Genomic DNA, 25,991 nt, shown 5'->3' on the forward strand with positions numbered 1-25,991 from the left:
TCGTGTCTCCTCAGGCCGAAGCCATATCGGCCTTGCCCTTGAGCACGGCCTTGACGATGTTCTGGTAACCCGTGCAGCGGCACAGGTTCCCTTCGAGCAGCTCGCGCACCTCGGCCTCGCCGGCCTGGGGGTGGTGCTTGCAGATGTCCACGGCGCTCATGACCATGCCAGTGGTGCAGAAGCCGCATTGCAGGCCGTGGCACTCCTTGAAGGCGGCCTGCATCGGGTGCATGGCGCCGTCGGCCGCGGCCAGGCCTTCGATGGTGGTGATCTCCGAACCGCTGACCTGGGCGGCCAGCACGCTGCACGACTTGATGGCGCGGCCGTCCTTGATGACGGTGCAGGCGCCGCACTGCGAGGTGTCGCAGCCGACGTGGGTGCCGGTGAGCTTGAGGTGCTCCCGGAGCACCTGGACGAGAAGGGTGTGGGGCGGAACGTCGACCGACCGTGCCTGGCCGTTGACCGTGAGCTGAACCTGCATCTGTGTCTCCTGATGGTTGGGGCCTCTTGGGGTCCTCAATCAGTGAAACATTGCGTCGCCACGGTGATTTGAGTGTTAACCCTCAATTGGAAATTCAGGGCCAAAACATTCTCAAATTGAGACGTCTGGAAAAGGTGTCGAAATGCATTGATTTCAAAAGGAATTTGTGAAATCAAATGCATTCCTTTGTTATGCATTCTGGTTCCTATCTCGTGGTGCATGGCTTGGTGAAATTCGAATGGTGATTTCAATTATTCCTTTTGAAATCAATTCGTTGTGCACAGCAGCATGCGGTCGTCTCAATCTGAGACTTTCTGAGGGTGGGGTGGAGCTTTCCGGGTTAACCCTGAAGAAGGGGCTGTGCTTCACGTCAACAATCGTATGAACACATGGTCATAAGCCTGCCGATAGCCCATGTGTGCCCCACCACCGGAGAAACTACATGCAGAAAACACTCCACATCAACGCCGACAAGTGCACCGGCTGCCTGCAGTGCGAAATGGCCTGCTCCTTCGAGAACTACGGCACCTACGCCACCTCGAAGTCGCGCATCAAGGTCTTCGACTTCCACCACACCGGCAAGAAAGTGCCCTACACCTGCACGCAGTGCGACGAGGCCTGGTGCCTGCACGCTTGCCCGGTGGAGGCGATCACCGTGGACAAGGCGACCGGCGCCAAGGTGGTGAACGAGACCACCTGCGTGGGTTGCAAGGTCTGCACCATCAGCTGCCCCTTCGGCACCATCAACTACGTGCAGGAAACCGGCAAGGTCCAGAAGTGCGACCTTTGCGGTGGCGAGCCTGCCTGTGCCGACGCCTGCCCGACCGGCGCGATCACCTTTGTCGACGCCAACTGGACCGGCATGGACAAGATGAAGCAGTGGGCCGACAAGCTGGGCAACCAGGCGGCCGCCTGATCCCCCAACACATACAAGGAGCATCAACATGTCTTGGGCTGGAAAAATCCTCCGCGTCAACCTGACCGCGGGCACCGTCACCTCCGAACCGCTGAACATGGAGTGGGCCAAGGCCTACCTGGGTTCGCGCGGCCTCGCCACCAAATACCTCACCAGCGAAATCGACCCCAAGGTCGACCCGCTGTCGCCGGAGAACAAGATCATCTGGGCCACCGGCCCGCTGACCGGCACCATGGCCTCCACCGGCGGCCGCTACACCGTGGTCACCAAGGGCCCGCTGACCGGCGCCATCGCCTGCTCCAACTCGGGCGGCTACTGGGGCGCCGAACTCAAGATGGCCGGCTGGGACATGGTCATCTTCGAAGGCAAGTCGGCCAAGCCGGTCTACCTCTACATCAACGACGACGTGGCCGAGCTGCGCGACGCCGGTCACCTGTGGGGCCAGAGCGTCTGGAAGACCGAAGAGATGCTCAAGACCAGCCTGCAGGACCCGCTGCTGCGCGTCTCGAGCATCGGCAAGTCGGGTGAAGTCGGCGTGCTGTACGCGGCCGTGGTGAACGACCTGCACCGCGCGGCCGGTCGCTCGGGCGTGGGCACTGTCATGGGCAGCAAGAACCTCAAGGCGATTGCCGTGCGTGGCACCAAGGGTGTCGGCAATGTGCGCGACCCCAAGGCCTTCATGGCCGCCGCCAAAGCCGCCAAGAAGGTGCTGGCCGACAACGCGGTGACGGGTCAGGGCCTGCCCACCTACGGCACCCAGGTGCTGATGAACGTGATCAACGAAATCGGCGGCCTGCCCACGCGCAACCACCGCGACGTGCAGTTCGAAGGCGCCAAGGACATCTCCGCAGAAGCCATGGCCACGCCGCGCGCCACCGACGGCAAGAAGCACCTGGTGACCAACCAGGCCTGCTTCGGCTGCACGATCGCCTGCGGCCGCATTTCCAAGATCGATGAGGGCCACTTCTCGGTGCAGAACAAGCCCGAATACTGGGGCGCTTCGGGTGGTCTGGAATACGAAGCCGCCTGGGCCCTGGGTGCCGCCAATGGCGTCAACGACCTGGAAGCGCTGCAGTTCGCCAACCTGATCTGCAACGAAGAGGGCATGGACCCGATCAGCTTCGGCGCCACCATCGGCGCCGTGATGGAGCTGTACGAAATGGGCGTGCTCACCAAGGAGCAGATCGGCATCGAGGCGCCGTTCGGCTCGGCCAAGGCTCTGTGCGAACTGGCCGTGATGACCGCGCGCGGCGAAGGCTTCGGCAAAGAGATCGGCATGGGCTCCAAGCGCCTGACCGCCAAGTACGGTCACCCCGACCTGTCCATGAGTGTCAAGGGCCAGGAATTCCCGGCCTACGATGGACGCGTGATCCAGGGCATCGGCCTGGCCTACGCCACCTCCAACCGTGGCGCGTGCCACCTGCGCGGCTACACCATTGCCTCCGAAGTGCTGGGCATCCCGGTCAAGACCGAGCCCTCCGAGAGCGCGGGCAAGCCCGAGCTGGTCAAGGCCTTCCAGGACGCGACCGCCGCCTTCGACTCCGCCGGCATCTGCATCTTCACCAGCTTCGCCTGGACCCTGGCCGACGTGGCGCCCCAGGTGCAGGCCGCCTGCGGCGAGGAGTTCACGATGGAACACCTCAACCACATCGGCGAGCGCATCTGGAACATGGAGCGCGAGTTCAACAACGCGGCCGGCTTCACCAAGGCCGACGACAACCTGCCCAAGCGACTGATGACCGAGGCTGCCAAGACCGGCCCGGGCAAGGGCACGGTCAGCAAGCTCGGCGAGATGCTGCCCAAGTACTACGAGGTGCGCGGCTGGGACACAGAAGGCCGTCCGACCGCCGACACCAAGGCGCGCCTGGGTCTCTGATTGTTGCCATCGGGGACAACGAAGAAGCGGTCCCCGTGACCGCTTCTTTTTTTGCAGTTTGGAGAACAGAACATGACCCACCACGTCATCCTCGGCGCCGGCCCGGCCGGTGTCATTGCAGCCGAAACCATCCGCAAGCACGCACCCAAGGACCAGATCACGATCATCGGTGACGAGAACGAAGCGCCGTATTCGCGCATGGCGATTCCCTACCTGCTGATCGGCAAGGTGGGCGAGGAGGGCACGCACCTGCGCCACACGGCCGGGCACTTCGAGAAGCTGAACGTCACCGTCAAGCGCGGTGTGCGCGCCAAAGTGCTGGATTCGGCGAAGCGGACCATCGAACTGAGCGACGGCAACACCATCAGCTTCGAAAAGCTGCTGATCGCCACCGGGTCTTCTCCGGCGACGCCGCCGATTCCCGGCATCGACGGCCCCGGCGTTCACAGCTGCTGGACCTTGGCCGACGCGCGCGCAATCGCCAACCTCGCCAAGCCCGGCGCCAAGGTGCTGCAGATGGGCGCGGGCTTCATCGGCTGCATCATCATGGAAGCGCTGCAGCAGCGCGGTGTGGAGCTGTCGGTGGTCGAGATGGGCGACCGCATGGTGCCGCGCATGATGGGCCCCACGGCCGGCGGCATGATCAAGGACTGGTGCGAGACCAAGGGCGTGAAGGTCTACACCGGCGCCCGGGTCGAAGCCATCGAACGAGGCACCGGCGCGGAAAAGGGCTTGCTGGGCAAGATCGCCGAGGTGGTCGGCATCGGCCAGAGCGCTCCCGCCGACGGCCGGATGACGGTGCGCCTGTCGACTGGTCAGCAGCTCGAAGCGGACCTGGTCATCAGCGCCACCGGCGTGCGGCCCAACATCGGCTTCCTGGAGAACTCCGGCGTGCGCTGCCTGGTCGGCGTGTTGACCGACGAGCACCTGCAGACCAACGTGCCCGGCATCTACGCCGCGGGCGACTGCGCCGAAGCCTTCGACAAGGTCAGCGGCAAGACCATCGTCAGCGCCATCCAGCCCAACGCCGCCGAGCAGGCGCGCGTCGCGGCGCTGAACATGGTGGGCCAGCCGGCCGAGCTGATGGGTGTGACCCAGATCAACGTGCTCGACACCCTGGGCCTGATCTCCAGCAGCTTCGGCAACTGGGAAGGGCTGCCGGGCGGCCAGCACGTGGAGCTGACCGACAAGGCCAATCACCGGCACCTGAGCCTGCAGTTCAAGGGCGACCAGATGGTGGGTTGCAACAGTGTGGGCTGGACCGACCATGTGGGCGTCATGCGCGGTCTGGTCGAGGGCCAGGTGAAGCTGGGCGAGTGGAAGGACCGGCTCATGGCCGACCCCACGAAGCTGATGGACGCATACCTCTCGGCGGCGCAGGGCCAAGGCCACTGGAGCGGTGCAGCCGACGACCGGCGCAGGGCATGATCCGGGCATGAAGATCACCTTCAAGCTTTTTGCCACGCTCACCGACCACCTGCCGCCCGACGCCCGGCGCAGCAACCAGATCGAACTGGACGTGGCGCCCGATGCGCCCATCAGCCAGATCATCGAACCCTTCGGCCTGCCGCCGAAGCTGGTGCATCTGGTTCTGGTCAACGGCAAGTACGTCGCACCCGAGCAGCGCCTGAGCACAACGCTGCGTGAGGGCGACGTGCTGGCCATCTGGCCGCCGATCGCGGGCGGCTGAGCGCGTCGGACCCGCAACCATGCAGTCGGTCTACCCCGAGCGTTTCGAGCGCGATGTGGGCTGCAGCGAGGCTGAGTGGCTGGGCTGGATGCCGCGGGCCCTGGGGACCCATGCCTGGCGGCGCGAGGGGCAGCGCATCACCGTGGACATTCCCCCAGGCGCTCTGGACATCGCCTGGGAACCCCTGCCCGAGCGCCGCATCGCGCTGCTGCGCATGCAGCGTTTGAAGGTGGTGTTCGAGTTCCGCGGGCTGGATGCGGACCAGCGGCGGACCTTCATGAAACCCTTTGATCTGAGCCTTCAGCGCGGCGGCGGTTGAACTTTGGTGTCACGTCCAGCAGGGCCCTGAACACTTTGGGATGTGTTGTAAAGCTTTGTTTTTGCCGTGAATTTTTTCTCTTTTGCGTCGATGTACTTCACAGGCCCGGGTCGCTGACCGGGGTTGGTACCGAAGTCCAACGCTCGAAAGGGAATGACATGAAGCTCTCGATCGCGATGCTGTCTGCAGGCGCCCTCCTGGCGCTGACCGCCTGTTCCACCGCACCCGTGAACACCACGGCGACGCCGGCCCAGCCGGTGTTCCAGGCGAAAGTCACCGAATTCCAGCACCCCGAGGTCAACGAGGCCGCGAGTGCCTTTGTGTCCCACTACAAGCAGACCGTCGAGCAGAGCCTGCAGACGGGCAAGTACCAGAGCGAGTTGGCTGCCCGGTATCTGAACGCAGAGTCCTGCTTCGAGAGCCGGGCCAGCCGCCTGCTGGACAAGCCGCTGACGGCGGAAGCGAAGACCGGTCTGCTCAAGGCCCATGTGCCAGCCGAGAAGCGCAAGGCCTACGAGACCCTGGCCCGCGGGCACGTTGTCCGCGCCAATGGCCTGGAGACTTTTTCCTGCGAGATCGCCGGCCTCGCCATCGATCGCAGCAACGTGCGCTACTGACCCCGCGCGGTGGGCAGGTCCTGCTAGGCTGCAGGACCATGAACCTGCTCACCTCGATGCGCTACTTGGTGGCCCTGCACGACCACCGCCACTTTGACCGCGCCGCCAAGGCCTGTCACATCACCCAGCCGGCGCTGTCGAACGCGCTGCGCGCGCTGGAGCGCGAACTGGGCACGCCCATCGTGCGGCGCGGCCGCACCTACTCCGGCCTGACCCCCGAAGGCGAACAAGTGTTGGCGTCCGCTCGCCGCATGCTTCGCGAACACGAGGCCCTGCAGCAGACCCTGGCCAGCCAGCAGGACCAACCGGTAGGCAGCCTGCGGCTGGGCGTGGTGCCCTCGGCCGTGCCGGTGGCCACGCGCTTCTGTGCGCTGCTGCAGTCGCGCCACCCTGGTATTGCGCCAGTGCTGCTGTCCCTCCCGTCGGGCGAGATCGAAGCGGGCCTGAAGGCCTTGACGCTTGATCTGGGCCTGGGTTTCCTCGAGCGGGTCAGTGCCCGCAGCAGCGGCTTCCAGGTCATCCCCCAGTACCAGGAGCGCCTGTACCTGGTCACACGCGCGCCTGCCTCGGCGCGCGCCAAATCGTCACCACCCAGCCGCATCGGCGATCCGCTGAACTGGGCCGACACGGGCGGGCTTGACCTGTGCCTGCTGACGCCCGACATGCACAACCGCAGCATCGTCGATGGCGCGTTTGCCCGCGCCGGGGTGGCGGTCAAGCCGGTGATGGAGACCAACTCCGTGCTCTCGCTGGCGCTGGCGGTCCGCTCCGGCTCCCTGACCAGCGTGATGCCCGGTGCCCTGGTGTCCAGCCTGCGTGATCAGCCCGGCCTGCTGTTCCGGCCGCTGGTGAAGCCCGAGGTGCAGACCCCGGTGGGGTTTCTGGTGCGCCGCGAGGTGGCGCTCACGCGGGTGCAGGAGGCCGCCCTGGCCCTGGCCCGCGATGCGGACTGGCGCGCCGAGCTGGCGGCGAGCAGCGGTTCATTCAACATTTGAATGAACCCATGTCGCGAACCAATTTGACGGCGCACGGCACAGCGGACACAGTGCGGCGATGCAATCGTCCGCCTCTCGCACCATTCCGATCATTCCCTTGGGCGGCGTCGCCCAGACCGCCCGCCCACCACAGCGCACCCGCGACCGGCTCAAGGGCCGCCAGGCTACGCCCGAGGCCCTGCAGGCGCTGCGCGCCCTGATCGGGGAACGGCCCGCCGCGGGTCACCGCCGCGACCTGCTGATCGAACACCTGCACCGCATCAACGACGCCCACCATGGCCTGCCCGAGGCCCTGCTGGTGGCGCTGGCGCGGGAGATGAACTTGCCGGTGGCCGAGGTCTACGAGGTCGCGAGTTTCTACCACCACTTCGAGGTCCTGCGTGGCGACGAGGCGGGGCCGGCGGTCACGGTGCGGGTCTGCGATTCGCTCAGCTGCAGTCTGGCCGGCGGCGGTGAACTGCTGCAGCGCCTGCGTGCACGGCTGGGCGAGGGCGTTCGCGTGCAGTCCGCACCCTGTCTCGGTCGCTGCGCCCAGGCGCCGGTGGCACAGGTGGAGCAGGCGGCGGTGCCGCACGCAGACGAGGCAGTGATCGAGGCGCTCACGCAGCGGGTGCTGGCCGGCGAGTCGCTGCCGCGCGAGCGCGTGCACGGTTTCACCGATCTGGCGGCCTACCGCGCCGGTGGAGGCTACCGTCTTGCAACTGCAGTGGTGCAGGGCGCGTACGACCCCGAAACCCTGATCCAGACGCTGGAGCATGCCGGGCTGCGGGGCCTGGGCGGCGCCGGCTTTCCGGCCGGCCGCAAGTGGCGCATCGTGCGCGGCTTCGCGGCGCCGCGCCTGATGGCGGTCAACATCGACGAGGGCGAGCCCGGCACCTTCAAGGACCGCCACTACCTCGAACGCGACCCGCACCGCTTTCTTGAAGGCGTGCTGATCGCGGCATCGGTGGTGGGCATTCACAAGGTCTACATCTACCTGCGCGACGAATACCACGACTGCCGCGCGCTGTTGCAGGAGCAGATCGCCGCGCTGCAGGCCGACCCGCCGTGCCCGCTGCCCGCCATCGAGCTGCGGCGCGGCGCGGGCGCCTACATCTGCGGCGAGGAGTCCGCGATGATCGAGAGCATCGAGGGCAAACGCGGTGAACCCCGGCTGCGCCCGCCCTACATCGCCGAGGTCGGCCTGTTCGGCAGGCCCACGCTGGAGCACAACTTCGAGACGCTGTACTGGGTGCGCGAGATCGTCGAGCGCGGTGCCGACTGGTTCGCCTCGCACGGCCGCCATGGCCGCAAAGGGCTGCGCAGCTTCAGCGTCAGCGGCCGGGTGCGAGAACCGGGCGTGAAGCTGGCCCCGGCCGGCATCACCCTGAGCGAACTCATCGACGAGTACTGCGGCGGCATGGCCGAAGGCCACACGCTCTACGCCTACCTGCCCGGCGGTGCCAGCGGTGGCATCCTGCCCGCCCACATGGCCGACATTCCGCTGGACTTCGACACCCTGCAGGCGCACGGCTGCTTCATTGGCTCGGCCGCGGTGATGGTGCTGAGCCAGCACGACCGCGCGCGCGACGCGGCGCTCAACGTGATGCGCTTCTTCAAGGACGAGAGCTGCGGCCAGTGCACGCCCTGCCGCGTCGGCACCGACAAGGCGGCGCGCCTGATGGAGGCCGCGGTGTGGGATCAGGACACGCTGCGCGATCTCGGCGACGTGATGGGCGATGCCTCGATCTGCGGCCTGGGTCAGGCCGCGCCCAACCCGATCCGCTCGGTGCTGAAGCACTTTGCGCACGAAGTCGGAGGTGCGGCATGAACCGCGCGCTGAGTCCCGAGCAGCTGATGCCGGCCAAGCTGAGCTTCGAGCTGGATGGCCGTGAGGTTGAGGCATTTGAAGGCGAATCGATCTTCGACGCCGCGAAGCGCCATGGCATCAAGCTGCCCCACCTCTGCCACAGCGACCCGCTGCGGCCCGACGGCAACTGCCGCGCCTGCGTGGTCGAGGTGGCGGGTGAGCGCGCCCTGGCCGCCAGCTGCTGCCGCAGCGTGACCCCGGGCCTGAAGGTGCTCACCGACAGCCTGCGCGCGAAGAAGTCGCGCCAGATGGTGCTGGAGCTGCTGTTGTCCGACATGCCCGACCAGGGCCACCAGTGGGCCGATGACCAGGGTCTCCAACCGCATGGCGAACTGAGCGACTGGGCAGGGCGCGAGGCCGTGTCGGTGCGTCCTGCGTTGCAGGCGCTGCGTCGCGAGCAGCCCGCGCCCGATGTCTCGCACCCCGCCATGGCGGTGAACCTCGACGCCTGCATTCAATGTCGGCGCTGTGTGCGCGCCTGCCGCGAGGAGCAGGTGAACGGCGTGATCGGGTTCGCCGGTCGCGGTGGCCATGCCGAGATCGTGTTCGACCTCGGCGACCCCATGGGCGCGAGCAGTTGCGTGGCCTGCGGCGAATGTGTGCAGGCCTGCCCGACCGGCGCGCTCTCACCCAAAAGCCTGGTGGGCTCGCAGGTGGTGGACCGCTCTGTGGACTCGGTGTGTCCCTTCTGCGGCGTCGGGTGCCAGCTGACCTACAAGGTGCGCGACGACAAGATCGTGGCGGTGGAAGGCCGCGACGGCCCGGCTAATCACGGGCGTCTGTGCGTCAAGGGCCGCTTCGGTTTCGACTATGTGCACCATGCGGGTCGACTCACGTTCCCGCTGGTCCGCCGCGAGGGCGTGGCCAAACACGGCGACGCCGTCCCACCGCGCGACGCCGACTGGCGCGACACCTTCCGCGAGGCCAGCTGGGACGAGGCGCTGGCGCTGGCCGCCGGCAAGCTCAAGGCGCTGCGTGACCGCCACGGCCCGAAGAGCCTGGCCGGCTTCGGCTCGGCCAAGGGCACGAACGAAGAGGCCTACCTTTTCCAGAAGCTGGTGCGCACCGGCTTCGGTTCCAACAATGTCGACCACTGCACGCGCCTGTGCCATGCCTCCAGCGTGGCGGCGCTGCTCGAAGGCGTGGGCTCGGGTGCGGTGAGCAACCCGGTGAACGACGTGGCGCACGCGGAGCTGATCCTTGTGATCGGCTCCAACCCCACGGTCAACCACCCGGTGGCCGCAACCTGGATGAAGAACGCGGCGCAGAGCGGCACGCGCATCGTACTGGCCGACCCGCGCATCACCGACATCGGCCAGCAGGCCTGGCGCACGCTGCCGTTCCGGCCCGATACCGACGTGGCGCTGCTCAACGCAATGATCCACACCGTCATCGACGAAGGGCTGGTGAACCAGGACTTCATCGCACAGCGCACGAGCCACTACGAGGAGCTGGCGCAGAGCGTGGCGCGCTTCAGCCCCGAAGCGATGGCGCCGGTCTGCGGCATTCCCGCACAGACGATCCGCGAGGTGGCGCGCGCGTTTGCCACCGCGAAGGCTGCGATGATCCTCTGGGGCATGGGCGTGAGCCAGCACGTGCACGGCACCGACAACGTGCGCTGCCTGATCGCGCTGTGCGCCATCACCGGCCAGATCGGCAAGCCGGGCAGCGGGCTGCACCCGCTGCGGGGCCAGAACAACGTGCAGGGCGCGAGCGACGCCGGCCTGATCCCGATGATGTTCCCCAACTACCAGCGGGTAGACAACGCATCGGCTCACGCCTGGTTCGAGGATTTCTGGGGCACGCCGCTGGACCGCTCGCCGGGCTACACCGTGGTCGAGCTGATGGACAAGGCGCTGGCCGACGAGAGCGACCCGCACAAGCTGCGCGGCCTCTACATCATGGGCGAGAACCCGGCCATGAGCGACCCGAACCTGAACCACACGCGCCACGCGCTGGCCTCACTCGAACACCTGGTGGTGCAGGACATCTTCATGACCGAGACCGCCTGGCTGGCCGACGTGATCCTGCCCGCCAGCGCTTGGCCCGAGAAGACCGGTACCGTGAGCAACACCGACCGCATGGTGCAGCTCGGCCGCCAGGCCATTGACCCGCCGGGCGACGCGCGTGCCGACCTCTGGATCATCCAGCAGATGGCGCAGCGCATGGGTCTGCAATGGAACTATGAGGGCAAATACCACGGCGTGGCCGCCGTCTATGACGAGATGCGCCAGGCCATGCACGCGGCCATCGGCGGCATCCGCTGGGAGCGGCTGGAGCGCGAGGGCAGCGTGACCTATCCCTGCCTGGCCGACGACGACCCGGGCCAGCCCATCGTCTTCATCGACCGCTTCCCGACCCAGGACGGCCGGCTGCGGCTGGTGCCGACCGAGCTGGTGTCGGCGGACGAAACGCCCGATGCGGACTACCCCATGGTGCTGATCACCGGCCGCCAGCTCGAACACTGGCACACCGGCAGCATGACGCGCCGTGCGACGGTGCTGGATGCGCTGGAACCCGAGGCCACGGCGAGCCTGGCCGCGGCGGACCTGGCGCGGCTGGGTGTGCAGCCGGGCGAGCGCATCACCGTGCGCTCGCGCCGCGGCGAGGTGACGCTGCGCGCGCGGCAGGACGATGGCACCGCCGACGGCTGCGTGTTCATCCCGTTTGCCTACGCGGAGGCGGCGGCCAACCTGCTGACCAACGCGGCGCTCGACCCGTTCGGCAAGATCCCGGAGTTCAAGTACTGCGCGGTGTCGGTGCAGAAGGCGGGGTGATGCTTCATACCCCTGGGAGAATGGCTAAGATGAAGCGCCTTGTCCCACTTCATCGGAACACGCCATGAGCGACAACGCCAGTGTCACCATCACCCGCCAGTCCGGCTACCAGTTCCTGGTCGACTTCGGCGAAGCCCTCCCGCACCTGCTGGCCGACGAACCCGCGCCGCTGGGGCAGGGCGCCGGGCCGGCGCCCGATCACATGCTGCTGGCCGCGGTGGCCAACTGCCTGAGCGCCAGCCTGCTGTTCGCACTGCAGAAATTCAAACAGGACCCGGGCGCGCTGACTGCCACCGCCACTCCGGAGATGGGGCGCAACGAGAACAAGCGCCTGCGCATCCAGCGCATCCATGTGCAGCTGGAACTGGGCAAGACCGCCGCCGAACTGGAGCACCTGGACCGCGTGCTCGCGCAGTTCGAAGAGTTCTGCACCGTGTCGATGAGCGTGCGCCAGGGCATCGCCATTGATTTGCAGGTGCGCGACGGCGCGGGGGCCGTGCTCAAGGGGTGACGGCGATCCGGCGGGCCCCGCTGGCCGGGGGCATCCACCAACAGGTGCGTCTGATCAAGTGATCGTCCGCCAGCAGCCCGGACAATCCGGGTAGAGTGCTGACGCGGGCTACCCTGGCCTGTATCCGAGAGAGATGGCGAACCGATGCGACTGACCCAGTGGACCGACTACAGCCTGCGTGTGCTGATGTATTGCGCAGCCTGCGAAGGCCGTGCCCTGCCGCCCACCGTCAGCGAGATTGCCGAGGCGCACGGCATCTCGCGCAGCCACCTGACCAAGATTGTGATGATCCTCGCCGGCCGCGGCTGGCTGGCCACGACCCGGGGTCGGGGCGGCGGCCTGCGGCTGATGGCCGATCCACGCCAGCTTACCCTGGGCCAGGTGATCCGGGAGACCGAGCCCGACCTGAACCTGGTCGAGTGTTTCGACGGCATGAGCAACACCTGTCGCCTGGATGGCTACTGCCGGCTCAAAGGTGCGCTGAGCCAGGCGATGAGTGCTTTTCTGGCGGCGCTGGACGGGGTCACGCTGGCCGATCTGCTCGCCCCCAGCCCGCGAATCGCCGGTCTCGCAGGGCAACTGCCCCACCTGATCCCGATCCAGATGGCGCCGCTCAAGCGGGCTGCGGGCAAGACCCCTTCTCGCAAGACAGTCAGGCGACCCGCCTGACCCTGATCATTTCGGCAGTCCTCGGGTGCCCGTGCCCAGGAACGCCGACTAAGCCGATCCCCACCAGGCACCTGCCATCTTCATGCCCAGCAGCGTGAGCGCCAGCGAACCCAGCAGGTGCAGCGCAGCGGCACCCAAGGCCAGCAGGTAGCGCGCGTGCTGCAGCATGGACACCACCTCGGCCGAGAAAGTGGAGAAGGTGGTCAGCGCGCCCAGGAACCCGGTGACCAGCGCGAGTCGCCACGCCGGGTCCAGCTGCGTCTGGCTCTGGAAGAACACCACCGCCACGCCCACCAGCCAGGCCCCGATCCAGTTGGCCGCCAGCGTGCCCCAGGGCAGCACGGCGTGGCCCTGGTTGAGCCACAGACTCAGCTGCCAGCGCGAGAGGGCGCCGACGCTGGCGCCGAGGCTGATGGCGATCACTTGCAGCATGGTTCAGGTGCGGGTGGCGCGATCAGAACGGCGCTTCGCCGTCGCCCACGGCGGTGACGGCTTCCTGCTTGGGTTTGGCCGGCGCCGATGCAGGTTCTGCACCGGGCAGCGCCGCGCCGGGCTCGATTTCGCCGCCCAGGGCCTCGATCAGCGCCGGAATGAGCTGGCTCAATTCGCCGGTGGCCAGGGCCACATCGGTGTCGAAGCCGCTTTCGTCGGTGTTGGGCCGGTCGTCGAACACGCCTTCCAGGAAGGCCAGCTTCTTGAGCTGCATGGATTCGGTGAGCGTGAAGCCGATTCGTCCCTCCCAGCTCAGCGCCAGCCGCGTGGGCAGCTTGCCTTCGGCCAGGTGCTTGCGCACCTCGTCGGTCAGCAGGTGGTGGCGCGTGAACTTCACAGCCGACTTCTCTTCGTCGGCCGACTTGAGTTCACATTCGCGCTCGACGTTGAAGCCCTCGGGCCAGTCGTTCTCGGGCTCGGTTGTCGCCAGCCACTGCGTCATGGCGGTCTGCGGCGTCATGGCCGTCTGCAGCAGGGTGAGGGCAAGGCCATCAAACACGCGCACCAGCGCGGTCACGACCTCGTCGTTTTTGCCCTGGCTGCCGGCGTCGGTGACCAGCAGACCGTTCTTCATGTCGAACCAGACCCAGACGCTGCCGCGGCGCGGGAAGGCCTGGGGCAGCAGGGCTTGCAGCGCGTCCTCGCGCAGTTCCTTGGTTTCCTTCTTGCCGGGCTTGCGGCCGGTGGTGGCCTCGATGTGGTCGGCCGCTTCCTGCGCCTTTTCTTTCACCACGCTGCCGGGCACGGCCTTGGTCTCAATGAGCAGCTTGAGGATGCGCTGGCCGTTGACCGATTCGACCAGCGGGCCATGCTCCTCACCCCGGGGTTCGGTCCAGCCGACCGACTTGTCCTGCGAGGCGCTGCAGGGGACGAAACGCGCCGCGTCCAGCGCGGCCTCCATCGATTCCAGCGTCGCGTCCCAGCCGGGCGCGATGCGGTAGATCGTCACATTCTTGAACACGTATTTCCTTGGGTTGCAGGCCGTCAGCGGCCGACCTCTCCAGCCGGCGGCAGGAGAGGCCTGGGATCAGGGCGTTCGATGATACCGAGCCAGTGGGTGTGTCCGGGCGTTTGCCTATACTGCCGGCGGAACAGATCGGGCAGGGCGGCCAACAGATGTGCACCAGCCACCCTGCCAGCAAAACATCAAGGAGGTGTGTGTGCATGAGTTGCCTTTCAACCGCGGCGCCCGTCTGGCCTGCGCCACCGTCATGTGGGGGGCTCTGATGGCCTGCCAACCCACCGCCCCTGCCGCACCTGCAGCCCCTTCGCCGGGCGCATCCGCTGCGACCGACCAGCCCACCGGCGCGCAGAAGAACGACCAGTCGGAGCAGGCCCACCTCTTCAAGCTCAATCCGGCGCCCCGTCGGGTTTTCGAGGTCACGTTCGAGATCCACGATGCCCCCGGGCCGCTGATGGCTGTGCGAGGCAGCGCCGGTTACAGCGCGCCGCAGGCACCCAACTGCACCTTTGTCACCAATGCCTGGGCAGGCACCTGGGGCACGCCGTTCAAAGGTCTGAGCCTGCCCGTCACACCCGCTGGTCCGAATCGTTTCGTGATGACGGTGGCGCTGGATGCCATGCTGGACGAGGACTACTACGGCAAGGGGGTGTGTCGATGGGAGATGGGGGGCGCGGGGGCGGGTTTTGCTGCCAGTGAAGCAAAAGAGGACACCGTGTACGGTCTCAGCTTGGACGCGAAGGAATTCGTGGACGGTGCCACGTACCGGCAGTACTACTGGAAAGGGGACTATCCAAAGCTGGAGACGCGCGATTCGGCTGTTTCCGTGGGCAACCCCGGGCGGCGCGACCCTGACGGCTACAAGGAGCCCTTCCGCTCCAACCTGTTCTCCATCACCGCACAAGTGAAGGCCAAACCATGAGTGTCTCCAGTCAGCAATACGCAGACCTGGCGTGGCATGTGTACAAGCCAGCGCAGACGGCTAATTACGACCGTGGCGATGACTCGGCCCCAAAGGTTGTCTCGGATGGTGTCACGTTTCACGTACGTGCCCATGTGGACAACCCGAGAACCGGGTACCAGGGCACCATCTATCAGCGCAGAGATACCGGAGAGTTGGTGGTTGTCCACAGAGGCACCGAGTTTGATCGGGAGGCGTTCAAGGACGGCGCGTTGGCCGACGGCGGCATGGTTCTCAATCGTTCCAACCTCCAAGCGGAGGATGCAATAGCCCTGACGCGCGAAGCTCTACGTTTGAAAGTGGCGGATGAGGCGCGGAACTTGACTTCTGGCCCTGTTACCACCACCGGCCACTCCCTGGGCGGCACGCTGGCCCAGGTCAGCGCTCACCACTTCGGTCTCAAAGGGGAAACCTTCAACGCCTACGGTGCGGTCAGCCTGAGCCGGCGCATTCCCGAAGGCGGCCACTCGGTCATCAACCACATGATGGCGGGCGACGCGGTGAGTGCGGCCAGCCCGCACTTTGGAGAGACACGGATCTATGCCCGGCCCGAGGAGGTGAACACGTTGCTGTCCAAGGGCTACGACAACCAGACCCACTGGAGCGATCCGTTGCGGCCCTACTCTCCGGCGATGTGGGCGATGGGCATGACGCCGCCCAGCACCCTTGGCGCGGCGGTGGCGCTGGGGGGCAGCCACAGCATGCACCACTTCGTGGAGGTGGACGCCGGCGGCCAGCCCGACCGCTCCATCCTGGCCGATCCGCAGGCGCGCAACCTGGCACAGCAGCAGTCGGTGCAGATTGGCGAGTACCGCCGGGACGTGCGCCAGATGCGTGGTGTGCTGACGGCGGTGTCCCGCGGCATTGATGGCAACGCCCGCGACGCGATCGACACCATCCGCGGGCCGCTCGAACCGGGGGAGCCTGCCCAGCGTGAGCCGCGCAAAGGCGCCGCACTGGACCCGGCGGCCCTGCCCGAGACCGGCCGGCAGTTGCTCGAGGACAGCCGAGGTCATGTGCAGCGGCTGGCCGGCCAGCACGGACTGGCCTGGGACCAGGGCATGGAGAACACGGTGCACGCCGTGGCGCTGGGTGCGCGGGAGGCCGGCCTGTCGCGCATCACCCACCTGCGGGTGGATGCGGGTCAGATCCGCGTGGCGGAGTTCGATGGCATCGGCTTGAAGGAAGGTGCCGTCGATGCACGGCAGGCGGCCAACAGGCCTGCGGATGAATCGCTGCAACGGCTGGCCGTGGCGCCGGAGCCGGCTGCCGAGTTGGCGGCTGTTCAACCCCAGGAGAGACAGGTTCCGGTCAGGGCCTGAGCCGCGCCACTGCGAACCCGGTTCTCGGAGACCCTTTTCAGACCAGTGCTGGCAACCCCGCGAGGCGGTGGCCGGCGGCTTCCAGCGCCGCGCGGATCGCCCGCGCCGCCGCCACCGCGGCCGGCCCGTCGCCGTGCACGCAGATGCTGTGGATGGGCGTGGGCAGGCGCTGGCCATCGGCGGTGACGATGCCGCCGGCCTCAAGCATGCGCTGCACGTGCAGCACGCAGTCCTGCGCCGCATGCAGCACCGAGCCCGCCTGCGAGCGCGGCGTCAGCTGGCCGTCGGCCTGGTAGGTCCTGTCGGCAAACACCTCGCGCGCCACGCGCAGGCCGGCCGCCTCGCCCGCGTGCTCCAGCGCCGAAAGCGCGGGCGCGAGCAGGATGAGATCGCGGTCCAGTGCCCTGACGGCGCGCGCCACGGTGGCCGCCATCGCCTCGTCGGCGCAGGCCATGTTGTTGAGTGCGCCGTGCGGCTTGACGTGGGTGACGCGCCCACCTTCGGAGGCCGCCATGGCCTGCAACGCGCCCACCTGGTAGAGGATGGTCGCTTCGAGCTCTTTGGGCGAAAGCTGCATCATCCGCCGGCCGAAGCCCTGAAGGTCGGGGAAGGCCGGGTGCGCGCCCAGGCTCACGTCGTTGGCCATGGCCAGGCGCACGGTCTCGCGCATCACCACCGGGTCGCCGGCGTGGAAGCCGCAGGCGATGTTGGCGCTGTTGATCACCTGCAGCAGTTCCGCGTCGCTGCCCATGCTCCAGGCACCGAAGCTTTCGCCGAGGTCGGCGTTGAGGTTGATGGGGCTCATGGGGTGTCCTCTCCGGGGTGGGTGGCCAGCATGCCGCTGACCAGGTTCGATCCGTATAGCGCGGCCTCGTCGATGTGACCGGGCGGCAGGAAGGCCTCGCGGCCCGCGAGCCACTGCTGCCAGCGCGTGCGCTGGGCGATCAGGGCATCGTGCGCCTGTTCGGCGGTCACGGGCGCGAAGCGCACACGCGTGCCTGGCCTCAGGTGCGCCAGCCGCGGCAGGTCGGCCGTGATCACGGTGGCGATCTTCGGGTAGCCGCCCACGGTCTGCCCGTCGGCCAGTAGCACGATGGGCTGGCCGCTGGCTGGCACCTGGATCACGCCCGGTGTGACGCCGTCGGAGACGATGTCGGCGGCTTCGGCGCTGGTGTGTGCGAGTGGCCCGCCCTGCAGGCGCAGACCCATGCGGTCCTGCGCGGGTGTGGCCTGCCAGTCCTGCGCGAAGAAGCTGGCCAGGGCGTTGGGCGTGAAGTGGTCGTCCTGCGGGCCGGCCATCACGCGGATCGGTCCTGTGTCGGACTCCCAGGGCGAGCGGCAGCGCCATTCACGCGGGTCGTTGCTGCTGGACTCGCCACAGGGCAGCACGTCGCCCGGCTGGAAGGCGCGACCCAGCACACCGGACAGGCCGGCGCGCCAGTAGCTGGCGCGGCTGCCGAAGGCCGGTGGCAGCTCGATGCCGCCCGCCACCGCCAGGTAGGCGCAGCCGCTGTCGGCGCTGCCCAGTTGCAGCGTCTCGCCCTCGTGCAGTGTGGCGGTCTGCCAGGCGGGCAGGGGGGTGCGCGCACCGTTCTCGCGCACGCGCTGGGCGCCGATGCGACCGGCCATCGCCACGCGCACGGGACCGCTTTTCACGCGCAGCACCGTGCCGACGCCGCGCAGCTCCAGCACCGCAGCGTTCAGGTGATTGCCCAGCAGTGCGTTGGCCGCCTGCGCCAGCGGCGCATCCAGCCAGCCCGAGAGCGGCAGGCCGTGGTGGCGGTGGCCGGGCCGGCCCCGGTCCTGCACGGTGCTGCCGATGCCGGGCTGCAGGACTTCCAGCTGGCCGCTCATGCCGCTGACTCTTTCAGGAAGGTCTCGCGCGGCAGGCCGTTGGCGATCTCGCGCGCGAGCCGGTCGTGTGTGGTGCGGTCCACTTCGGTCCACTGCACCTCGTCGCCCGCAGCCAGCATCGCGGGTTGCGCGGCGTGCACCGGGTCGAACAGCACCACCGGCGTGCGCCCCAGCAGGTTCCAGCCGCCCGGGCTCTCCCAGGGGTAGACGGAGCACATGTCGAGCGCGATGGCCACCGACTTCGCGGGCACCTTCTGCCGCGGCGAGGGCAGGCGCGGCGTGACCAGGGCGGGCGGCAGCCCGCCCATGTAGGGAAAACCGGGCTGAAAGCCGAGCATGTAGACGCGGAAGCGGGCGCCGAGCAGCTGGTCCATTACCTCGGCTCGGCTCAGTTGCTTGAGCTCGCACACGCGCGCCAGATCGGGCGCGAAGTCCTCATCGAAGCACACAGGCAGTCGCCACTGGCGCCCTTGCACGGAGGTCTGCTGACCTTCTTGCGCCATCGAGAGCAGCTGCCGACCCAGCGCCGCGGCGTCACCCGCCCAAGGGTCGAAATGCACCGTGAGCGAGCGGAAGGTCGGCACCACGTCGGTGACCCCAGCCATCAGCGGATCGTTCTGCTGCACCGCCGCGACCCGATCCGCCAGGCCCATGACGCGCGCGTTGATGGCAGCGTCGATGGCGCGGCCGAATTCCACCGTCCAGGCGCTGTCGCCCAATGGAAGCAGACGGGGTTTCATGGCGGTCACAGCGACGCGGCCGAACGGGCGGCCTGGTCGTACATGCCCGAGAGCACACGCAGCAGCCGCGCCAGCTCGCCGATGTCCTTGTTCAGCGCGTCGTCGGCGTGCAGCGCCTGGATCAGGCATTGCTCGCGGATCTCACGGTAGCGCTGCACGTAAGCGCCACCCGACTCGGTGGCCGCGTAGGTCACTTCCTTGCCCGATTTGCTCGACGCCACCACGCCCAGGCTCACCAGCTTCTTGAGCGAGTAGTTCACCAGGTGCGTGTCCTCGATGTTCATGATGAAGCAGATGTCGGACAGGCGCTTGTCCCTTGCCCGGTGAGACACGTGGTGCAGCACCAGCACGTCCAGCGGCATCAGGTCCTTCAGGCCCGCGGCGGCCATGCAGTGCACCACCCAGCGGTGAAAGGCGTTGCTGGCCACGATCAGGCCGAATTCGAACTCACTCATTTCCGCGCTGCGAGGGGAAACCAGGTGCGCGGACGACACGATGTGCGATCGTGGTGCGGCAGCGACTGGCGTGGTGCTTGCTTTGGGTGCTTTGGCCATGGTGAGTTTTCGTGATTCGCGTACCGCTGTATTTGACGACAAATTGCCAACAATTTGTTGACGTTAAGGGAAAACACTGGTCACAATGTGTTGCCCCCGCTTCTACATTCCATGCACCCGTTTGCCGCAAGCAGGGCCTTGCGGTTCGTTCAACCCAGCAACCGGAGCTTTCATGAAACGTCGCGCCTTCCAACTCTCCATGGCCGCTGCCGCCATCGCGTTCTCGACCTCGGCGTTCGCCCAGGCCAAGTGGGACCTGGCTACCGCCTACCCGGCCACCAACTTCCACACGGTCAACATCAGCCAGTTCGCGGCCGACGTGGACAAGGCCAGCGGCGGCAAGCTCAAGATCACGGTGCATCCCAACGCGGCGCTGTTCAAGGCGCCCGAGATCAAGCGCGCAGTGCAGGGCGGCCAGGCGCAGGCCGGCGAGATCCTGCTGGTGAACTACCAGAACGAGTGGCAGCTGTTCGGAGCCGATGGCCTGCCCTTCGTGGCCGACAGCTACGACGAAGCCGCCAAGCTGTGGAAGGTGCAGCGCCCGATGCTGGAGAAGAAGCTGGCCGAGCAGGGCATGATGGTGCTGTTCGCCGTGCCGTGGCCGCCGCAGGGCGTCTACAGCAAGAAGCCGCTGAACAGTGCGGCCGACCTCAAGGGCATCAAGTGGCGCGCCTACAGCCCCGCCACCGCCCGCATCGCCGAACTGGTGGGCGCGCAACCCGTGACGGTGCAGGCCGCCGAGGTCAGCCAGGCCTTTGCCACCGGCGTGACCGAAAGCATGATGTCCAGCGGCTCCACCGGCGCCGACGCCAAGCTGTATGAGCACGTGAAGTACTGGTACGACACCCAGGCCTGGCTGCCCAAGAACGCGCTGCTGGTGAACAAGAAGGCCTTCGATGGGCTGGACAAGCCGACGCAGGATGCGGTGATCAAGGCCGCCGCCGACGCCGAAGCCCGCGGCTGGGAGGCCAGCAAGAAGGCCAACACCGAAAGCCTGGACAAGCTCAAGGCCGGCGGCATGCAGATCCTGCCCGCACCGGCGCAGCTGTCCGCCGACATGAAGAAGGTCGGCGACACCATGCTCAAGGAATGGCTGGACAAGGCCGGACCTGAGGGCCAGGCCCTGGTCGACGCGTTCCGCAAGTGAGCGGCGGCAGCAGCATGCGGCGCGCGCTGAACGCCCTGTACGACGGCTGCGCCTGGCTCGCGGCGGTGTTCATGATCGGCGTGCTGGTCATGGTGCTGCTGTCGGTGCTGGGGCGTCAGCTCCACTTCCACGTGCCGGGCACCGACGCCTATGCGGGCTACAGCATGGCGGCGGCCGGCTTCCTGGCGCTGGCGCACACGCTCAAGCGCAACGAGCACATTCGCGTCACGCTGGTGCTCGGCAAGCTCACGGGTGGTGCGCGCCGGGGCATGGAGCTGTGGTCTCTGAGCGCGGCGGTGCTGCTGTCCGGCCTGTTCGCCTGGTTTTCGCTGCGGCTGGTGATGCAGTCGCACGAGTTCAACGACATCTCGACCGGCAATGACGCCACGCCGCTGTGGATTCCGCAGCTGGGCATGGCGCTGGGCACGCTGGTGCTGTTCATCGCGTTTGTGGACGAGTGGGTGCTGGAGCTGCGGGGGCAGCGCGAGCACATCGGCGGACCGGAGACGCGCCATGAATGAGATGCTGGTCACCGGTCTTCTGATCGTCGCGCTGTTTGCCCTGCTGGGCAGCGGGGTCTGGATCGGCCTCACGCTGGCCGGCGTGGCCTGGATCGGCATGGAGCTGTTCTCCTCGCGCAGCGCCGGCGACGCCATGGCCGTCACCATCTGGGGTTCGGCCAGCAGCTGGACGCTCACCGCTTTGCCGCTGTTTGTGTGGATGGGCGAGATCCTGTTTCGCACCAAGCTGTCCGAGAACATGTTCAAGGGCCTGGCGCCCTGGGTCAACGCACTGCCGGGCCGGCTGCTGCACACCAACATCCTGGGCAGCACCATCTTCGCGGCGGTGTCCGGCTCGTCGGCCGCCACCTGCGCCACCATCGGCAAGATGACGATTCCCGAACTGACCGAGCGCGGCTATCCGCCCGAGCGCGTGATCGGCTCGCTCGGCGGTGCCAGCACGCTGGGTCTGCTGATTCCCCCCTCGATCGTCATGATCGTCTACGGCGTTGCGGCCGAAGTGTCGATCGCCCAGCTGTTCGTCGCAGGCGTCATCCCCGGGCTGTTGCTGGCGGGGCTGTTCAGCGGCTACCTGATGGTCTGGGCGCTGATGAACCCGGACAAGATCCCGAAGGCCGATGCGGGCATGAGTTTTTCAGAGAAGCTGCGCGCGTCCAGCGAGCTGATCCCGGTGATCCTGCTGATCGGTGGTGTGATCGGGTCGATCTATGTCGGCGTGGCCACCGCCACCGAGGCGGCAGCCATCGGCGTGGTCGGTGCGCTGCTGCTGTCGGCCTACCAGAAGTCGCTCTCGTGGCAGAGCTTCCGGGACGCGCTGCTGGGCGCCACGCGGCTGTACTGCATGATGGCTCTGATCCTCGCGGGCGCGGCCTTCCTCACGCTGTCGATGGGCTACATCGGCCTGCCGCGCCACCTGGCCGAATGGGTGGGTTCGCTGGGCCTGTCGCCGGGCCTGCTGCTGGTCGCGCTGGCGCTGTTCTATATCGTGCTGGGCTGTTTCCTTGACGGCATCTCGATGATCGTGCTGACCATGGGCGTGATCATTCCCACCGTGCAGGCCGCTGGCATCGACCTGATCTGGTTCGGCATCTTCATCGTGATCGTGGTCGAGATGGCGCAGATCACGCCGCCGGTGGGCTTCAACCTGTTCGTGCTGCAGGGCATGACGCGGCGCGAAATCAACTGGATCGCACGCGTCTGCATGCCCTACTTCTTTCTCATGGTCCTCGCGGTGTGCTTGCTGTACTGGTTCCCGCAGATCGTGATGTGGCTGCCGGGGAACATGTGATCACGCGGTTCAGGACTGCAGGAAGCGCTGCGGTCTGAACGGGTGCGGGTCGATGGCGGTCGGCTCGCCCAGCATCAGCTGAGCCAGCAGTTCGCCAGTGCCAGGGCCGGTGGAGAAGCCGATGTGTTGATGACCCAGCGCCAGCCACAGCGCGTCGTGTCCTGGGCATTCACCGATCATCGGCCGGCAGTCGGGCAGGGTGGGGCGGCTGCCCAGCCAGTCGGGGTCGGCTGTCCGTGCGCCCAGAGGCATCGCCTGGCGCGCCGTACGTTCGGCTGCTTCCAGCTGCGCCCGGTGCGGCGGCGCGAATTGTGCGTTCAATTCCACCCCCGTGGTCAACCTCAGCCCGCGCACCATCGGCGCCAGCACATAGCCGCCAGCGGTGTCGTACACCGGCCGGCCCAGCGCTGAGGCCCCGGCAGGGTGGAAGTGGCGGTGCTGGCCGCGCTCGAAACCCATGGGCAGGCGCAGACCGAACTGCCCTCGCAGGAAGTCGCGCGACCAGGGGCCGAGCGCCACCACGACGTGATCCGCTTCGAGCGGAGGACCGCTGCGGGTGTGCACCGTCCAGCCGCCGCTGTGGCGGTGCAGCCCGGTGGCGTCGTCCGTGCGCACCGTGCCGCCCATTGTCTGCAGCCACGCTGCATAGCCGCGCACCACCTCGCCAGGGCTGTCGACCGAGCTGGCGTCCTGCACCCACAGCGCGCGCGGGAACACTGGTTTCAGGTGGGGTTCCAGCTCGTGCAGCGCGGCCGCATCCAGCACGCGCGTCGCCACTCCGAAGCGCGCCAGTGTCTCGCGCCCGAGGGCGCCGCTCTCGAAGGCGACCTCGCTGCGGTAGAGGAACAGCCAGCCATTGTCCTGGCGGCGGTGTGCCACGCCTGCTTCGGCCATCCAGCGCCAGTGGACGATTCTCGAGTGGCGGATCAGTGCGTCCAGCGCGGTGGTGGTCTCCTTGAAGTCGGCTGCCCGTGCATGGCCCAGGAACGACAGTCCCCAGCGCCACTGGCCGAGTACCCAGGGCAGGTGGTATCGAAAGCCCGGGTTCTTCCCGCGCAGCAGCACCGGCAACTGGGCCCACAGCCCGGGGTGGTTGAACGGCATGAGCGAGCTGCGTGCCAGCACGCCCGCGTTGCCGTGCGAGGTGGCGGCGCCGGGGCCCAGCGGGTCGAGAACAGTGACCTCCATGGCTCGCTGGCGCAGCGAGAGGGCGCAGGCAATACCCACCATGCCGGCACCCAGCACCACCACGCGCTGTCCTGCTATGGCCTGTGTCATGCTTCAATCACTTTCTTGTTGCTTTGGATGTGGACACGCAGCTTATCGCTATGAATGGTTCGGACACCGGTGCAGTGGCCTTTCTCGGCGTGATCGTGCTCGACACGCGCTTCCCGCGCCCGCCCGGCGACATCGGCAGTCCGCAGACCTGGGTACGCGCCGGCATCCCGGCCCGGCTGCGTGTCGTGCCTGGGGCATCGGCACGGCGCGTGGTGCAAGAACAGGACCCGGCGTTGCTCGGGCCGTTCATCGATGCGGCTCGATCACTGGCTGCAGACGGGGCCTGCCTGATTACCACCAGCTGCGGATTTCTGGCCGGGTGGCAGGCCGAGTTGCAGGCCGCGGTGCCGGTTCCCGTGATCACCTCCAGCCTGTTGCAGTGTTCGGACCTGCCCGCGCCGGGCATCGTCACTTTTGACGCTGCATCCTTGCACCACGCGCTCCTGCGTCGGGCGGGCGTGCCCGACGGGACGCCGGTGGAAGGGCTTGCGCCAGGCTGTGAGCTGCAGTCGCGCATCCTGGCAGACAACACCTTGCTGGACCTGGCGCAGGCGCAGCGGGATGTGGTGGCGGCGGCCGTACAGCTGGTGTCCCGACATCCGCAGGTGCAGACGGTGGTGCTGGAGTGCACCAATATGCCGCCCTACCGTGCTGCGGTCGAGCAGGCGACCGGGCGGCCGGTGCACGACCTGGAGACCTTGATGCTTGCGGCCTGGCGCCGTGCTCAGAGTTCTTCGACGCGGCGGGCCGGGTAGCTGTCCCAGCTCTGGCAACCGGGGCAGTGCCAGAAGTGCTGGCGCGCCTCGAAGCCGCAGGCGGCGCACCGGTAGCGTTTGAGCGGAGCGGCCGCATGTTCGAGGGCCGCCTGGACCCGTTTCTGCGCCGCCGGGTCCGACAGGGTTTCGCCCGCCAGCCACTGGGTGGCCGCCACCAGCGAAGGTTCTCGTTCCAGGTGGCTGAGGTAGTGGCTCCGGGCTGCAGGGGCGCTACCACTCAGCGTGGCGAGCGCTTCGGTGATGTCCAGCGAAGGGCCGTGGGCCTGTGCCTCGTTGAGCAGGGCAATGGCCTCCTGTTGGCGCCCGGTCGTGATCGACAGATCAGCGATGGGCCGTGCAGCCAGCGGGAAGCCCTGAGGGGCATTGCGCACCAGTTGCAGCAGCGTGTCGAATGCGCCCTTCGCATCTCCCTGCTGTGCCTTTAGCGCGGACAACGCCATCCAGCCGCGGACCATCTGGGGCGCTCGTTCCACCGCCTTGTTGAGCAGGCGCTGGGCCTCGGCGGCGTCGCCCTGGCTCATCGCCAGTTCGGCTTCCTCGCACAGGTAATGCGCCAGACGGGGCGTGAAGCTGCCCTGGTGGGTGTCTTCCAGGCGTTGGGCGAGGGCTTGGGCCTGCGGCCAGTCGCGCGAGCGTTCGGCGATCGACAGCAGCGCCATCAGGGCTTCGCCTTCGTAGGCGGATCCTTCCAGTTTGTGCAGAGCGGACTCGGCACGGTCCAGCAGGCCTGCCTTGAGAAAGTCCAACGCCAGCGCGTGTTGGGCGCGGTCGCGGTCCTTGCGGCCGATGTCGGCCCGTGCAAGCAGGTGTTCGTGAACGCGCACCGCTCGGTCGTAGTCACCGCGGCGGCGGAACAGGTTGCCGAGGGCGAAGTGCAACTCGGCGGTGTCGGGGTCTCCCTGCACCGCCTCGATGAAAGCGTCGATGGCCTGGTCCTGCTGTTCGTTGAGCAGGTGGTTCAGACCGCGGAAATAGGCTTTGGGTGTCTGGCGGCTTTCCATGCGCCACTGGCGCAGGTCCAGGCGCGAGGCCAGCCACCCGAGCGCAAAGGCCAGGGGGAGGCCCCAGAGGAGCCACGTGAGATCAAGTTCCATTCGGGGGGCGGGACGCGGTGGACACCGCATCCGGGACGGTGGGAGGCAAAGGCGCGGGAGCGGTTGCCGGTCTGGCAGCTGAACGCCGACGCGCCCGCAACCACAGCGGCAGCATCACCACGACACCCAGTACCACTCCCAGCAGCAAGGCACACAGCAGAATCAGCACCAGCGGAGCCTGCCAGCGGGCCCCAAAGAACAGGTGCATGGTGACCGTGTCCTGATTGTTCAGCGCGAAGGCGAACAGAACAAAAAAAATGGCTGCATTGAGCAGCCACGTCAGGTATTTCAAATCATCCCCTC

At 67.3% G+C, this 25,991-nt stretch carries 27 protein-coding genes; 17 read left to right on the plus strand and 10 right to left on the minus strand.

What is annotated here, in order from left to right; genetic code table 11:
* Positions 1-10 precede the first annotated feature (10 nt).
* The gene (locus ACFOPI_RS17035) at positions 11-481 is read right to left on the minus strand and encodes a (2Fe-2S)-binding protein (protein ID WP_382176313.1); all 471 of its coding nucleotides are present in this window, start codon (positions 479-481) and stop codon (positions 11-13) included.
* 442 nt (positions 482-923) lie between these two features.
* Between ACFOPI_RS17035 and ACFOPI_RS17040 the strand changes: the two genes are divergently transcribed.
* The 11 genes from ACFOPI_RS17040 (at position 924) to ACFOPI_RS17090 (ending at position 12,700) form a co-directional block, all read left to right on the plus strand.
* Entirely contained in the window at positions 924-1,397 is a 474-nt protein-coding gene (locus ACFOPI_RS17040) for a 4Fe-4S dicluster domain-containing protein (RefSeq protein WP_382176316.1), read from the plus strand.
* A 28-nt stretch (positions 1,398-1,425) separates the two neighbouring features.
* Entirely contained in the window at positions 1,426-3,273 is a 1,848-nt protein-coding gene (locus ACFOPI_RS17045) for an aldehyde ferredoxin oxidoreductase family protein (protein WP_382176319.1), read from the plus strand.
* Between the two features lie 72 nt (positions 3,274-3,345).
* Complete coding sequence (locus ACFOPI_RS17050; protein WP_382176322.1) at positions 3,346-4,701, plus strand: NAD(P)/FAD-dependent oxidoreductase; 1,356 nt, start codon at positions 3,346-3,348, stop codon at positions 4,699-4,701.
* 7 nt (positions 4,702-4,708) lie between these two features.
* Entirely contained in the window at positions 4,709-4,963 is a 255-nt protein-coding gene (gene thiS / locus ACFOPI_RS17055) for a sulfur carrier protein ThiS (RefSeq protein WP_382176325.1), read from the plus strand.
* Between the two features lie 19 nt (positions 4,964-4,982).
* Positions 4,983-5,282 carry a hypothetical protein gene (locus tag ACFOPI_RS17060; protein ID WP_382176328.1) on the plus strand — a complete coding sequence of 100 codons (300 nt, stop codon included), beginning with the start codon at positions 4,983-4,985 and terminating at the stop codon, positions 5,280-5,282.
* A gap of 158 nt (positions 5,283-5,440) precedes the next feature.
* A complete protein-coding gene (locus tag ACFOPI_RS17065; RefSeq protein WP_382176331.1) occupies positions 5,441-5,899 on the plus strand; it encodes a hypothetical protein in 459 nt (152 codons plus the stop codon).
* 38 nt (positions 5,900-5,937) lie between these two features.
* Positions 5,938-6,894, plus strand: a complete 957-nt coding sequence (locus ACFOPI_RS17070; RefSeq protein ID WP_382176334.1) for a LysR substrate-binding domain-containing protein — start codon at positions 5,938-5,940, stop codon at positions 6,892-6,894.
* Between the two features lie 58 nt (positions 6,895-6,952).
* Positions 6,953-8,704, plus strand: a complete 1,752-nt coding sequence (locus ACFOPI_RS17075) for an NADH-ubiquinone oxidoreductase-F iron-sulfur binding region domain-containing protein (protein WP_382176337.1) — start codon at positions 6,953-6,955, stop codon at positions 8,702-8,704.
* Entirely contained in the window at positions 8,701-11,520 is a 2,820-nt protein-coding gene (gene fdhF, locus ACFOPI_RS17080; RefSeq protein ID WP_382176339.1) for a formate dehydrogenase subunit alpha, read from the plus strand. The genes ACFOPI_RS17075 and fdhF overlap by 4 nt, the downstream gene beginning before the upstream one ends.
* 64 nt (positions 11,521-11,584) lie before the next feature.
* Positions 11,585-12,031, plus strand: coding sequence for an OsmC family protein (locus tag ACFOPI_RS17085; protein ID WP_382176342.1), 447 nt, complete (start codon positions 11,585-11,587; stop codon positions 12,029-12,031).
* Between the two features lie 144 nt (positions 12,032-12,175).
* Positions 12,176-12,700 carry an RrF2 family transcriptional regulator gene (locus ACFOPI_RS17090; RefSeq protein WP_382176345.1) on the plus strand — a complete coding sequence of 175 codons (525 nt, stop codon included), beginning with the start codon at positions 12,176-12,178 and terminating at the stop codon, positions 12,698-12,700.
* Positions 12,701-12,748: 48 nt separating this feature from the next.
* Here ACFOPI_RS17090 and crcB read toward each other — a convergent pair whose 3' ends face one another.
* Together crcB and ACFOPI_RS17100 are read right to left on the minus strand one after the other, a co-directional pair.
* Positions 12,749-13,132, minus strand: a complete 384-nt coding sequence (gene crcB, locus ACFOPI_RS17095; RefSeq protein WP_382176348.1) for a fluoride efflux transporter CrcB — start codon at positions 13,130-13,132, stop codon at positions 12,749-12,751.
* A 22-nt stretch (positions 13,133-13,154) separates the two neighbouring features.
* Positions 13,155-14,153: a recombination-associated protein RdgC gene (locus tag ACFOPI_RS17100; protein WP_382176350.1), complete on the minus strand. Its 999-nt coding sequence runs from the start codon at positions 14,151-14,153 to the stop codon at positions 13,155-13,157.
* Positions 14,154-14,352: 199 nt separating this feature from the next.
* Here ACFOPI_RS17100 and ACFOPI_RS17105 point away from each other — a divergent pair, with 199 nt between their 5' ends.
* Both ACFOPI_RS17105 and ACFOPI_RS17110 read left to right on the plus strand, forming a co-directional pair.
* Positions 14,353-15,075 (plus strand): hypothetical protein, encoded by a 723-nt coding sequence (locus ACFOPI_RS17105; RefSeq protein WP_382176353.1) that lies wholly within the window; start codon positions 14,353-14,355, stop codon positions 15,073-15,075.
* Between the two features lie 359 nt (positions 15,076-15,434).
* Positions 15,435-16,436, plus strand: coding sequence for an XVIPCD domain-containing protein (locus tag ACFOPI_RS17110; protein ID WP_382176356.1), 1,002 nt, complete (start codon positions 15,435-15,437; stop codon positions 16,434-16,436).
* A 37-nt stretch (positions 16,437-16,473) separates the two neighbouring features.
* On the opposite strand, the gene ACFOPI_RS17115 is transcribed toward ACFOPI_RS17110, so the two are convergent.
* From ACFOPI_RS17115 to ACFOPI_RS17130, 4 genes are read right to left on the minus strand one after another with little or no spacing between them, the layout of a single operon-like run.
* Positions 16,474-17,241: a LamB/YcsF family protein gene (locus ACFOPI_RS17115; protein ID WP_382176359.1), complete on the minus strand. Its 768-nt coding sequence runs from the start codon at positions 17,239-17,241 to the stop codon at positions 16,474-16,476.
* Positions 17,238-18,290 carry a 5-oxoprolinase subunit C family protein gene (locus ACFOPI_RS17120; protein WP_382176362.1) on the minus strand — a complete coding sequence of 351 codons (1,053 nt, stop codon included), beginning with the start codon at positions 18,288-18,290 and terminating at the stop codon, positions 17,238-17,240. The genes ACFOPI_RS17115 and ACFOPI_RS17120 overlap by 4 nt, the downstream gene beginning before the upstream one ends.
* Positions 18,287-19,030, minus strand: coding sequence for a 5-oxoprolinase subunit PxpB (pxpB, locus tag ACFOPI_RS17125; RefSeq protein WP_382176364.1), 744 nt, complete (start codon positions 19,028-19,030; stop codon positions 18,287-18,289). Before pxpB ends, ACFOPI_RS17120 begins: the two co-directional genes overlap by 4 nt.
* 5 nt (positions 19,031-19,035) lie before the next feature.
* Positions 19,036-19,584 carry a winged helix DNA-binding protein gene (locus ACFOPI_RS17130; RefSeq protein WP_382176367.1) on the minus strand — a complete coding sequence of 183 codons (549 nt, stop codon included), beginning with the start codon at positions 19,582-19,584 and terminating at the stop codon, positions 19,036-19,038.
* A 172-nt stretch (positions 19,585-19,756) separates the two neighbouring features.
* Between ACFOPI_RS17130 and ACFOPI_RS17135 the strand changes: the two genes are divergently transcribed.
* The 3 genes from ACFOPI_RS17135 to ACFOPI_RS17145 are packed head-to-tail and all read left to right on the plus strand — an operon-like array spanning position 19,757 to position 22,540.
* The gene (locus ACFOPI_RS17135; protein WP_382176370.1) at positions 19,757-20,731 is read left to right on the plus strand and encodes a TRAP transporter substrate-binding protein; all 975 of its coding nucleotides are present in this window, start codon (positions 19,757-19,759) and stop codon (positions 20,729-20,731) included.
* A 14-nt stretch (positions 20,732-20,745) separates the two neighbouring features.
* Complete coding sequence (locus ACFOPI_RS17140) at positions 20,746-21,252, plus strand: TRAP transporter small permease (RefSeq protein WP_382176373.1); 507 nt, start codon at positions 20,746-20,748, stop codon at positions 21,250-21,252.
* Positions 21,245-22,540: a TRAP transporter large permease gene (locus tag ACFOPI_RS17145; protein ID WP_382176376.1), complete on the plus strand. Its 1,296-nt coding sequence runs from the start codon at positions 21,245-21,247 to the stop codon at positions 22,538-22,540. Before ACFOPI_RS17140 ends, ACFOPI_RS17145 begins: the two co-directional genes overlap by 8 nt.
* Positions 22,541-22,549: 9 nt before the next feature.
* Here the strand turns inward: ACFOPI_RS17145 and ACFOPI_RS17150 are convergent, their stop codons facing one another.
* Positions 22,550-23,818: an NAD(P)/FAD-dependent oxidoreductase gene (locus tag ACFOPI_RS17150; protein ID WP_382176378.1), complete on the minus strand. Its 1,269-nt coding sequence runs from the start codon at positions 23,816-23,818 to the stop codon at positions 22,550-22,552.
* A gap of 50 nt (positions 23,819-23,868) precedes the next feature.
* On the opposite strand from ACFOPI_RS17150, the gene ACFOPI_RS17155 reads away from it, so the two are divergent.
* Positions 23,869-24,573: an aspartate/glutamate racemase family protein gene (locus ACFOPI_RS17155; protein WP_382176381.1), complete on the plus strand. Its 705-nt coding sequence runs from the start codon at positions 23,869-23,871 to the stop codon at positions 24,571-24,573.
* Here the strand turns inward: ACFOPI_RS17155 and lapB are convergent.
* Together lapB and ACFOPI_RS17165 are read right to left on the minus strand one after the other, a co-directional pair.
* Positions 24,543-25,688 (minus strand): lipopolysaccharide assembly protein LapB, encoded by a 1,146-nt coding sequence (gene lapB, locus ACFOPI_RS17160; RefSeq protein WP_382176384.1) that lies wholly within the window; start codon positions 25,686-25,688, stop codon positions 24,543-24,545. The genes ACFOPI_RS17155 and lapB overlap by 31 nt on opposite strands.
* Positions 25,678-25,980: a lipopolysaccharide assembly protein LapA domain-containing protein gene (locus ACFOPI_RS17165; protein WP_382176387.1), complete on the minus strand. Its 303-nt coding sequence runs from the start codon at positions 25,978-25,980 to the stop codon at positions 25,678-25,680. Before ACFOPI_RS17165 ends, lapB begins: the two co-directional genes overlap by 11 nt.
* Between the last annotated feature and the right edge of the window lie 11 nt (positions 25,981-25,991).

This window comes from Hydrogenophaga luteola, from assembly GCF_042648585.1.
Lineage (GTDB): Bacteria > Pseudomonadota > Gammaproteobacteria > Burkholderiales > Burkholderiaceae_C > Hydrogenophaga > Hydrogenophaga luteola.